General features: G+C 61.8%; 9 protein-coding genes. 6 read left to right on the top strand and 3 right to left on the bottom strand.

The window, feature by feature from the left end:
* Window positions 1-77 precede the first annotated feature (77 nt).
* Window positions 78-626 carry an RNA polymerase factor sigma-70 gene (locus tag AC3I65_RS08230; protein WP_025212663.1) on the top strand — a complete coding sequence of 183 codons (549 nt, stop codon included), beginning with the start codon at window positions 78-80 and terminating at the stop codon, window positions 624-626.
* Between the two features lie 136 nt (window positions 627-762).
* Here the strand turns inward: AC3I65_RS08230 and AC3I65_RS08225 are convergent, their stop codons facing one another.
* The 3 genes from AC3I65_RS08225 to AC3I65_RS08215 form a co-directional block, all read right to left on the bottom strand.
* Window positions 763-1,776: a GNAT family N-acetyltransferase gene (locus AC3I65_RS08225; RefSeq protein WP_488523616.1), complete on the bottom strand. Its 1,014-nt coding sequence runs from the start codon at window positions 1,774-1,776 to the stop codon at window positions 763-765.
* A gap of 70 nt (window positions 1,777-1,846) precedes the next feature.
* Complete coding sequence (locus AC3I65_RS08220; RefSeq protein WP_172833829.1) at window positions 1,847-2,629, bottom strand: substrate-binding periplasmic protein; 783 nt, start codon at window positions 2,627-2,629, stop codon at window positions 1,847-1,849.
* Between the two features lie 123 nt (window positions 2,630-2,752).
* Window positions 2,753-3,376, bottom strand: a complete 624-nt coding sequence (locus tag AC3I65_RS08215) for a TetR/AcrR family transcriptional regulator (RefSeq protein WP_047226408.1) — start codon at window positions 3,374-3,376, stop codon at window positions 2,753-2,755.
* 181 nt (window positions 3,377-3,557) lie between these two features.
* On the opposite strand from AC3I65_RS08215, the gene AC3I65_RS08210 reads away from it, so the two are divergent.
* The 5 genes from AC3I65_RS08210 (at window position 3,558) to AC3I65_RS08190 (ending at window position 10,867) form a co-directional block, all read left to right on the top strand.
* Window positions 3,558-5,348 (top strand): acyclic terpene utilization AtuA family protein, encoded by a 1,791-nt coding sequence (locus AC3I65_RS08210; protein WP_288912856.1) that lies wholly within the window; start codon window positions 3,558-3,560, stop codon window positions 5,346-5,348.
* A 43-nt stretch (window positions 5,349-5,391) separates the two neighbouring features.
* A complete protein-coding gene (gene atuC / locus AC3I65_RS08205; RefSeq protein ID WP_076385681.1) occupies window positions 5,392-7,008 on the top strand; it encodes a geranyl-CoA carboxylase subunit beta in 1,617 nt (538 codons plus the stop codon).
* Between the two features lie 44 nt (window positions 7,009-7,052).
* Complete coding sequence (gene atuD / locus AC3I65_RS08200) at window positions 7,053-8,210, top strand: citronellyl-CoA dehydrogenase (protein ID WP_107322182.1); 1,158 nt, start codon at window positions 7,053-7,055, stop codon at window positions 8,208-8,210.
* A gap of 81 nt (window positions 8,211-8,291) precedes the next feature.
* Complete coding sequence (locus AC3I65_RS08195; RefSeq protein WP_488523615.1) at window positions 8,292-10,262, top strand: acetyl/propionyl/methylcrotonyl-CoA carboxylase subunit alpha; 1,971 nt, start codon at window positions 8,292-8,294, stop codon at window positions 10,260-10,262.
* A gap of 62 nt (window positions 10,263-10,324) precedes the next feature.
* The gene (locus AC3I65_RS08190) at window positions 10,325-10,867 is read left to right on the top strand and encodes a 3'-5' exonuclease (RefSeq protein ID WP_047226403.1); all 543 of its coding nucleotides are present in this window, start codon (window positions 10,325-10,327) and stop codon (window positions 10,865-10,867) included.
* Window positions 10,868-10,874 lie beyond the last annotated feature (7 nt).

The following is a 10,874-nucleotide window of genomic DNA, read 5'->3' as shown; positions in this document are numbered from 1 at the left end:
CTAATTTGTCGCTCGATATGCAGGACGAGTCGGACAGATCCCTCGTCCTGCTAACTTTTTGCAACAAGGTGAATTCCATGACGGAACAAGTATCCACAAGCAGGTGCGACTCACCGTTACTTCAGGCATTCGTGGATAACCGGATGATCCTGGTCAAGATCGCAGCACGAATCACCGGTTGCCGGTCCCGGGCAGAAGACGTGGTGCAGGATGCGTTTTTCCGGCTGCAATCGGCGCCCCAGATCACCTCGTCCTTCAAGGCTCAGCTCAGTTACCTGTTTCAGATCGTGCGCAACCTGGCGATCGACCATTACCGCAAGCAGGCGCTGGAACAGAAATACTCGGGGCCGGAAGAGGAAGGGTTGAATGTGGTGATCCAGGGGGCTTCGCCAGAAACGTCACACATCAATTTCTCGACGCTGGAGCACATCGCCGACGCGCTCACCGAACTGCCCAGCCGCACCCGCTATGCCTTCGAGATGTACCGCCTGCACGGTGTGCCACAGAAGGATATCGCCAAGGAGCTGGGGGTCTCGCCGACCCTGGTGAACTTCATGATCCGCGACGCCCTGGTGCATTGCCGCAAGGTGTCGGGAGTGCGTGGGGATACCTTTGCCCGGCGGTGATTTTGCACTGATTTTTCGGGCCTTATCGCGAGCAGGCTCGCTCCCACAATGGATCTGCGCACTCACAAAGTCTGTGCTGTGCGCAATCCCTGTGGGAGCGAGCCTGCTCGCGATGGGGCTCTAGGGGCTTACAACCTCACATCAACCCACACCGATCAAAAAACCGCTCACGCCCCAGAATCATCAGCGCCGCGCGCTTGTGGGGGAAATCGAATTCCTTTTCACAGTGGAAACACTGGTTGTGCAGATGACCGATCATCCGGGCGTTGTCGGCTCGAGGTTCGGCCACCACCCGCTCGGTGCGCGGGTCGTCGAGAAACAGGTAATGCACCAGCGCCGACAGCCAGCTCGCCACCTTGTGCGGGCCGCGGTGTTGCTCCTCGCCCACCAACATGTGAATGCCGCGATCATAATTGTGCACGTCATAGAACGGCGCGATCCGATCCTCCTTGGCCCAATAGGCTTCGAAGTAGGCGAAAGGCTGGTCGTCGAAACAACCGATCAAGGTCAGCACCCGGGGATCGCGCTGCAGTGTGCTCAGATACTCGCGATGTTGTTCCAGGCTGCCCTCCTCCTGCCAGAAACTCGCCACCCGAGGACTGTTCTGCCAGCGGTTGAAGCGCGTCAGGTCCTGTTCGATTTCCAGGGTGCGCAAGGACACCCAGGCTCCCAGGCGCGCATCGAAGCGCCGATACACCTCACCTCGCGGCTTCGTGGGCCGGCGCGGATGACGCTTGCCATCGGTGATGATCATCTGTTGCGGATAGCTGCCGTTGAACGACTCCCCCAGCCAGGGTTGCGGCAGTTGCCAGAACATCGTGCGCTCGCAGATGTATTCGTCGGCACACTCGCCGGGCGTCAGCAGTCCGCTGAGCAAGGCTTCACCGGGACGCTCGGACAGATGCCAGGTCAGGCGCCGGCATTCAGGATCGCGGGCGAACAGCCAATAGCAGGCCGCCCAAAGCGCCGGGCCTACGGGCCGATCGTTGATTTCCTGCAAATGCACATGCAGCTCGGTACCACGCTCCAGGCGCAGCCGGATCAGCGGCGCGCCCTCAAGCATCAGGCTCAGGTGGCGTTCGGTTTCATCGGCGCCGAGACGGCGACCGCCGGGTAAAGGCAGCGTCGTCGGGTGCTTGAGATTGGACATGGGCGGGGCTCACGTAGTCGTCGGTAGTCAACGTGTGACGTGAGCCAGGCAGGGAAATTTAGTGCCCCGTTCAATGATCGTGCGCTGGCACCAGCTGTATCTGGTAGGGCTTGAAAATCGCCAGCATCTGCCCGTCGTCCCGCAGCTTTTGCAGCAGTCGCTCGAACGCTTCGCCAGAGATCGGCGCCTGGGGGCGGATCAGCGCGTAATGGTGGTAAATCTGATCGATACGTTCGGATATCAGCAATTGAGGGTCGACGTCAGGATTGCGCAGCACGTAGTCGATGAGGTACGAACGGGTGACCAGCGCAATGTCCGCACGCCCGCGCAAGACCATCAGCAGGTTGCTGTCATGGGAATACGTCAGCGTGGCGTTGTATTGGCCGGTCAGGAACTTGGGGTCGGCGTTGAATTCGGCAAAGGCGTAGTGGTAGCCGCTGAAGAGCGCCAGGCGCTTGCCCCTCAGATCAGAGAAATAGTCTTGCTGACGATCCGGTTGACGCTGGGCAACGAAGATTTCCGCATCTTCCAGACCCATGTCTACCGCAGTATGAGGCACATCCTTCCAGCCCCAGTCCGGGTTCTCGAAAATGGCCATGTCGACCCGGCCCTGCTTGAAATCATTGAAGCGGCGCGGAATCGACGTCGGAACCAGCACGAATTGATAGTCGCTTTGGGACCGGTTCAAGGCCTCGACCAACTGCGGCAGCAAACCGGTATCCGCGCCAGTTTCGGGGCGTATCGTGTAGGGCGGAAAATGCGCTGCGCCAATCCGGACCAGTTGCGCAGCCGTGGCCGGCAACGCGAACACCGCAATAAACGCAGCCAGCAAGACGCGCGAGGCTATCCCCATCGTTGAAAACGTCAAGACAGCTCACTCCCCAGAAAGTTAATCATCAGTGAATCCAACCAGGCATCTCAATGCACATTACGCAGGGCACGCAAGGCGACCACTCAGCGGCATTGCTGCCTCTTTTTATTTTTCTTCAAGCACCAGAATCAAGGCTTGCTCGGCCAACTCATCAAGACTCAGGCTGCCCTCGGCGCGAAACCAGGTGGTGGTCCAGGACAGGGCGCCGGTCAGGAAACGACGGGTGATGAACACGTCGCCCCGAATATACCCCGCGTCCTTGGCCTGCCCAAGAACCTCAAGCCACAGGGCCTCATAAATATCACGCAAAGCCAGCACCTGTCTTTGACCTTGCTCAGACAACGAACGCCATTCGTAGACCAGGACCGCCATCGCCTCGCCGCTGCCGCCCATGATCGATTGCAACTCGCAGCGAATCAGCGCCAGGACCCGCTCGCGCACACTATCGGCCTCGGCCAGCGCCGCGCGCATCAACGCCGTGTTGTAGCGAATGGTCTCTTCCATCACCGCCCGCAGGATCTCGTCCTTGCTTTTGAAGTGATGAAAGATACTGCCCGACTGGATGCCCACCGCGCTCGCCAGGTCGCGCACCGTGGTGCGCTCGAACCCTTTGTTGCGAAACAGATGGGCGGCGGTCTGGAGCAGTTTGCCGCGAGCGCTGTCAGGATCGGTCAGTTGCCCGTTATCGACCAGCTCACGCATCACGTTCAGGGCTTTTTGCTCATCCACCCATTCTCTCCTACAGTCGATCGATCAACGTCGGGCCACGCTTGCGGAACCGACGAGGTGGCGCGGGCAATTTAAGCTGGCCGGGGCACCCAAGCAAGCGCTTGGATCGAAGAACCGGCGGTCGTTTACAAACCAAGCGCTTGCTTGGTAGTCTCGGGCGACGTCGGCCGGAGGGAGCACCATGCCAAAAACGATACGTATCGGTTGTGCCAGCGCCTTCTGGGGCGACACCTGTACCGCTGCGGCGCAACTGGTCGAAGGCGCCGAACTGGACTACCTGGTGTTCGATTACCTGGCCGAGGTCACGATGTCGATCATGGCCGGGGCGCGCATGAAAGACCCTCGGGGCGGCTATGCCACGGACTTCATCGAAGTGCTCTCACCGCTGCTTGCTCGTTTGCATGAACGCAAGATCCGCGTCATCAGCAATGCCGGCGGGGTCAACCCCCAGGCCTGCGCCGCCGCTCTGCAAGCGGCCTGCGACAAGGCCGGCGTGCCCTTGAAGATCGCGGTGCTGCTGGGAGACGACCTGCAACCACGATTCGAACAGCTCGCCAGCCAGGGCATTGTCGAGATGTTCAGCGGCGCGCCCCTGCCGGCGGTGTGCGTGTCCACCAACGCTTACCTGGGTGCCCCCGGCATTGTCGAGGCCTTGCGTCTGGGAGCCGACATCGTGATCACTGGCCGAGTGGTGGACAGCGCCGTGGTCAGCGCGGCCCTGGTGCATGAGTTTGGCTGGGCCTGGCACGACTACGACAAACTGGCCCAGGCCGCATTGGCCGGACACCTCATTGAGTGCGGGGCTCAATGCACGGGCGGTAATTTCACCGACTGGCGGGAAGTACCGGATTACGAGCACATCGGTTTTCCCATCGTTGAAGTCAGCGCCGACGGCCAATTCATCGTCACCAAGGCCGAAGGCACCGGCGGGCTGGTCACGCCGCTGACGGTCGGGGAACAACTGCTCTATGAAATCGGCGATCCCCAAGGCTACCTCTTGCCGGACGTGATCTGCGACTTCAGCCAGGTCAGGTTGATCCAGCAAGGCAAACACGCGGTGCGCGTCCAAGGCGCCAAGGGCTTGCCGCCCACCGATCAATACAAGGTCTGCGCCACCTGGGCCGACGGTTTTCGCTGCACCGCCCTGTGCCTGATCGCCGGCATCGATGCGGTGGCCAAGGCCGAACGGGTCAGCCAGGCGATCATCGCCAGGACTTCGCAGCTGTTCAGTTCGCGCGGCTGGGCGCCCTACAGCGAGGTGAACATCGAGCTTCTGGGCAGCGAAGCCACTTACGGCCAGCACGGCAGGCGCCAGGACAGCCGTGAAGTGGTGATCAAACTGGCGGTGCGCCACCCCGACAAACAGCCGCTGGTGCTGTTTTCCAGGGAAATCGCCCAGGCCGCCACCGGCATGGTGCCGGGGCTGACCGGCCTGATGGGCGGTCGCCCGACGGTGTATCCGTTGATTCGCCTGTTCTCGTTCCTGATCGACAAATCCGCTTGCCGGCTCGACATTGAACTCGACGGGCAGAGTCATCCTTGCCTGCTGCCCGCCGTTGAAGCGCTGCAAACCCGCGACTTGCCGGTCGCTCCCGACCCGCCCAAACCCCAGGGCCGGGCTGATGCCAGCGTGCCGTTGGTCAAACTGGCGGTGGCGCGCTCCGGCGACAAGGGCAACCACAGCAACATCGGTGTGCTCGCCCGCGCCCCCGAATACTTGCCGTGGATCGCCGAGGCGCTGACGCCCCAAGTGTTGGTTGACTGGATGAGCCACGTGCTCGACCCACTGCTGGGGCGCGTCGAGCGCTGGTATCTGCCGGGCACCCACAGCCTGAACTTCGTGCTGGAAAATGCCCTTGGCGGCGGTGGTGTCGCCAGCCTGCGCATCGACCCGCAGGGCAAGGCGTTCGCTCAGCAGTTGCTGGAGATCCAGATACCGGTGCCACAGAGCATCGCCGATCAGGTCAATTAAAGGACGATCGCCATGGCGTTCGGTTCGAGCACAAGGAACACCCATGCCAGTCATCGAATCGCACCTTGACCCACACAGCGCCGACTTCGCCCGCAACCACGCGGCCATGTTGGCTGGCGTCGCACACCTGCGTCAGATCGAACAGGCGGTGCTGGAGAAAGCCGCCCAGGCCCAGGCCAGGTTCGAGCAACGCGGCCAACTGCTGCCACGCGAGCGTCTGAACCTGCTGCTGGACCCCGGCGCGCCGTTCCTGGAACTGGCGAGCCTGGCCGGCTACAAACTCCATGACGACAAGGACGGCAGCCAGGCCGGTGGTGGTTTGATCGCGGGGATCGGCTACGTCTCCGGCGTTCAGGTCTTGGTGGTGGCGAACAACAGCGCGATCAAGGGCGGGACCATCTCCCCCAGCGGCTTGAACAAGACCCTGCGTCTGCAACAGATCGCCATGGAGAACAAACTGCCGGTCATCACCCTGGCCGAAAGCGGCGGCGCCAACCTCAATTATGCCGCGCAGATTTTTGTCGAAGGAGCACGCAGCTTCGCCAATCAGGCGCGGATGTCCGCCATGGGCTTGCCGCAGATTACTGTGGTGCATGGTTCGGCCACGGCGGGCGGGGCCTACCAGCCGGGGCTCTCGGATTACGTAGTAGTGGTGCGCGACAAAGCACGGCTGTTTCTGGCCGGCCCTCCGTTGCTCAAGGCCGCCACTGGCGAAGTCGCCACGGAAGAAGAACTGGGCGGTGCGCAAATGCATGCGCAGGTGGCCGGCACCGCTGAATACCTGGCCGAGAATGACGCCGATGGCATACGCCTGGCCCGGGAGATCGTCAGCCTGTTGCCCTGGAACGAGCAACGGCCGACACCGCCTGAACGCACCTGGAAAGAGCCACTCTACCCGGCCGATGAGTTGCTGGGGTTGATCCCCGACGACCCGAAAAAGCCCTATGACGTGCGGGAAATCGTCGCCCGCATCGCCGATGGTTCGGACTTCCTGGAATTCAAAAGCGAGTTCGATCAACAGACGATTTGTGGCCACCTGCGCATTCGTGGTCATGCCTGTGGCCTGATCGGCAACAACGGCCCGATCACGCCCAAGGGCGCGAGCAAGGCCGCGCAGTTCATCCAGCTGTGCGACCAGAGCCGCATACCGCTGCTGTTCCTGCACAACACCACCGGCTTCATGGTCGGCACCGAGTCGGAACAACAAGGGGTGATCAAGCATGGGGCGAAGATGATCCAGGCCGTGGCCAACGCCCGAGTGCCGAAGCTGACGGTTGTGGTGGGCGGCTCCTACGGCGCCGGCAACTACGCCATGTGCGGCCGAGGGCTGGACCCACGCTTCATCTTCGCCTGGCCCAACAGCCACACGGCGGTGATGGGTGGAGCCCAGGCCGGCAAGGTTTTGCGCATCGTCACGCAGGCGACGCAGATCAAGAATGGCCTCACCCCCGACCCGAAGATGCTGGACCTGCTCGAACACACCACCGCGCAGACACTCGACAGCCAGTCCACTGCGCTATACGGCAGCGCCAACCTGTGGGATGACGGGCTCATCGACCCGCGCGACACCCGCACGTTGCTAGGCTACCTGCTGGACATCTGCCACGCGGCTGAGCTTCGCCCGCTGCAACCCAACAGTTTCGGTGTGGCCCGTTTCTGAACGTGTGAAGGACTTTTGATCGCTGCTCACAGGAGAACAATAAAATGATCTTCACCCAGGAACACGCAGCTCTGCGGCGCACCGTTCGCCAGTTTGTCGACCAGCAGATAAACCCCTATGTCGACGAATGGGAGAAGGCTGGACGGTTTCCCATCCACGAGGTTTTCCGCAAGGCCGGTGAACTGGGGTTGCTGGGTATATCCAAGCCGGAGCAGTTCGGCGGCATGGGCCTGGACTACAGCTATTCGATCGTCGCCGCCGAGGAGTTCGGCACCATTCATTGTGGCGGCGTGCCGATGTCCATCGGCGTGCAGACCGACATGTGCACCCCGGCCCTGGCGCGTTTCGGCTCCGATGAGCTGCGTGAAGCATTCTTGCGCCCGGCCATCAGCGGTGAGCAGGTCGGTTGCATCGGCGTCTCGGAAGTCGGCGCCGGCTCTGATGTCGCCGGGCTCAAGACCACGGCCCGCAAGGATGGCGATGACTACGTCATCAACGGCAGCAAGATGTGGATCACCAATTCACCGAGTGCCGATTTCATGTGCCTGCTGGCCAACACTTCGGACGACAAGCCCCACATCAACAAATCACTGATCATGGTGCCGATGAACAGCCCGGGTATCAGCCTCGGCGGGCACCTGGACAAGCTCGGCATGCGCAGTTCGGAAACCGCCCAGGTGTTCTTTGACGACGTACGGGTGCCGCAACGCAATCGCGTTGGCCAGGAAGGTGCCGGGTTCATGATGCAGATGTTGCAGTTCCAGGAGGAACGCCTGTTCGGCGCGGCGAACATGCTCAAGGGGCTGGAGCACTGCATCGACAGCACCATCGAGTACTGCAAGGAGCGCAAGACCTTCGGCACCGCCCTGATCGACAACCAGGTCATCCACTTTCGCCTGGCGGAACTGGCCAGCGAGATCGAATGCCTGCGGGCGCTGGTCTACCAGGCCACCGAGCAGTACATCAACGGCCAGGATGTGACGCGGCTGGCGTCCATGGCCAAGCTCAAGGCCGGGCGCCTGGCCCGGGAAGTCACCGACAGTTGCCTGCAATACTGGGGCGGCATGGGTTTCATGTGGGACAACCCGGTGGCGCGGGCGTATCGCGACGTGCGACTGGTGTCCATCGGCGCCGGTGCGGACGAGATCATGCTGGGCATCATCTGCAAACTCATGGGCATTTTGCCGGGCAAGAAAAAATGACTGTGTTCACCCTCCCTTGTGGGAGCGAGCCTGCTCGCGATGAGGCCCTGACAGCCACCGAAAAACCCAGGAATGACCACCATGCCCGCCTTCAGCAAGATCCTCATCGCCAACCGCGGTGAAATCGCCTGCCGGATCCAGCGCACCGCCCAGGCCCTGGGCTATCGCACCGTGGCGGTGTTCAGCGAGGCCGACGCCGACGCGCTGCACGTGCGCATCGCCGATGAAGCAGTACTCATCGGCGCAGCACCGGTGCCGCAGTCCTACCTCAATCAGCCGGCCATCCTCGACGCGGCCCGGCGTACTGGCGCCGACGCCATCCACCCCGGCTACGGTTTTCTCTCGGAAAACGCCGGGTTCGCCAGAGCCTGCGAAGAGGCCGGTATCGTGTTCATTGGCCCCAGCCCCGACGCCATCGACCTGATGGGCAGCAAACGTCGCTCGAAAATCGCCATGATCGCCGCCGGCGTACCGTGCATCGCCGGTTACGAAGGCACCGATCAGGACGACGACACCTTGTGCCGTGAAGCCGAACGCATCGGCTATCCGTTGATGATCAAGGCCAGTGCTGGCGGTGGAGGCCGAGGCATGCGCCTGGTTTGGCGGGCTGAAGACCTGCTGGAACAGTTACACACCGCGCGCTCCGAGGCGTTGCATGGTTTTGGCAACGATGAGTTGATCCTCGAACAGGCCTTGATCAATCCACGGCATGTGGAAATCCAGATTTTCGCTGACCACCACGGCAATCTGCTCCATTTGGGCGAAAGGGATTGCTCGATCCAGCGACGCCACCAGAAAATCATTGAAGAAGCGCCCTGCCCGGTCATGACCGCCGATCTGCGCCAGGCCATGGGTGACGCCGCGCTCAAGGCTGGCCGTGCGGTCAATTATGTGGGTGCCGGGACCGTGGAGTTTTTGCTCGCCCCGGACGGCGGTTTTTACTTTCTGGAGATGAACACGCGCTTGCAGGTCGAACATCCGGTCACCGAGCTGATCACCGGACTGGACCTGGTGGCCTGGCAACTGGATGTGGCCGCCGGCCTGCCACTGCCCCTGCGCCAGGACCAGGTCCAGTTCAGTGGTCACGCCATGGAGGTGCGGTTGTATGCCGAAGACCCGGCTGCGAACTTTCTGCCGCAAACCGGCCATTTACTCAGTTGGGAACCCCCTATCCGCGACGGTGTACGAATCGACCATGGTTTGCTTGAAGGCCAGACCATCAGCCCGTTCTACGACCCGATGCTGGGCAAAGTCATCGCCCACGGCGCTACCCGTGAAGAGGCCCGACGCAAATTGCTGCGAGCCGTGGAGGACTGCGTGCTCCTGGGTGTACAGGCCAATCAACGCTTGCTGGCGGGGTTGCTGGCTCATCCACAATTCATTGATGGAGATTTCGGCACCGATTTCATCCACCAACACTTCGCCGATCATCCTGCCTTGCAGGCCCCCGCCCCCTCGGCTGAGCAGCTCGCCATCGCCGCAGCCTTGTTCTATCAGGCCATGCATGCACGTCATGCGCCCGGCCTGGGAGGATGGAGCAACAATAGCGGCGCGGTGCGGCGCTATCGCATTGGCCTGGGCGAGCGCGACTGGACCCTGACCCTGACCGCCGGAACCGGCGGCACGCTGCATATCCGGATAGCCGAGCGAGTGATCGAGTTGAAGTTGCTCGAGTCTGATCAGTGCGGCGCAACGCTGATGATCGACGGCATTCGCCAACGCCAGGCCTGGCACCTCGATGGTAACGACCTGTGGCTGTTCACTCGCCCAGGCGGCCTGCATTTGCAGGATCGGACCCAGGCCCCCGTCGCCGCCAGGGCCAGCGTCAGCGATGGCACCCTCAAGGCGCCGATGGACGGCGCTATCGTCGAAGTGCTGGTCAGCGAAGGGGCGGAAGTACGCCAGGGACAGCTACTGATGGTGCTCGAAGCGATGAAAATGGAGCACCCACTCAAGGCAGGTATTGATGGAGTGGTCAGGACCTTACACGTCAAGCCAGGCGATCAGGTGAAAAACCGCCAGTTATTATTGCAGGTTGAAACAGCGCACTAGGCGGATGCGCAGGGTTTGACTACGCTCAAACCCATCAGCACGCCGATACCGGGAACCTTGCGATGCCTCACTGGCTGGTGATTGATCTGGAGGCCACCACCGATGAAGGTGGCTGGCCGGTAACCGAAATGGAAATTATCGAAATCGGCGCCACGCTGGTGAATCGGGATGGCCGCGAGCTGGACCACTTCCAGCGGTTCGTAAAGCCGTTGAGGCGCCCGTTGCTCACACCTTTCTGTCGCGAGCTGACCCATATCACCCAGGCCAATATCGACAGCGCCGCGCCTTTGACCGAGGTCTGGCCGGCGTTCGAACGCTGGCTGGCGCAGTACCACGCGAACCTGGAGAGCTGGGTCAGTTGGGGCGATTACGACCGCAAGCAATTGCTTCAGGAATGGCAGCATCAGCGGTTGCACAGTTTTCTCGGCCAAGTGCCGCACATGAACCTCAAGCAGCGCTTCGCCAAAGCCCGCCGGCTGGAGCGCCCCCTGGGGCTCAACGGGGCGCTGCAACTGGCCGGCCTGCAATTCTGCGGTCAACAACACCGGGCCCTGGAAGATGCGCGCAATACAGCGCGGTTATTACCCCTGGTACTCCCAGGCTGAACGCGAG

This window comes from Pseudomonas sp. N-1-13 (assembly GCF_057787095.1).
The sequence above is the reverse complement of the archived record's forward strand: the minus strand, read 5'-3'. Positions and strand labels throughout refer to the sequence as shown.

Coding starts and splice junctions, on each gene's coding strand:
- AC3I65_RS08230 (WP_025212663.1), top strand. CDS start 78: ATGACGGAACAAGTATCCACAAGCAGGTGCGACTCACCGTTACTTCAG.
- AC3I65_RS08225 (WP_488523616.1), bottom strand. CDS start 1,776: ATGTCCAATCTCAAGCACCCGACGACGCTGCCTTTACCCGGCGGTCGC.
- AC3I65_RS08220 (WP_172833829.1), bottom strand. CDS start 2,629: ATGGGGATAGCCTCGCGCGTCTTGCTGGCTGCGTTTATTGCGGTGTTC.
- AC3I65_RS08210 (WP_288912856.1), top strand. CDS start 3,558: ATGCCAAAAACGATACGTATCGGTTGTGCCAGCGCCTTCTGGGGCGAC.
- atuC (WP_076385681.1), top strand. CDS start 5,392: ATGCCAGTCATCGAATCGCACCTTGACCCACACAGCGCCGACTTCGCC.
- atuD (WP_107322182.1), top strand. CDS start 7,053: ATGATCTTCACCCAGGAACACGCAGCTCTGCGGCGCACCGTTCGCCAG.
- AC3I65_RS08195 (WP_488523615.1), top strand. CDS start 8,292: ATGCCCGCCTTCAGCAAGATCCTCATCGCCAACCGCGGTGAAATCGCC.
- AC3I65_RS08190 (WP_047226403.1), top strand. CDS start 10,325: ATGCCTCACTGGCTGGTGATTGATCTGGAGGCCACCACCGATGAAGGT.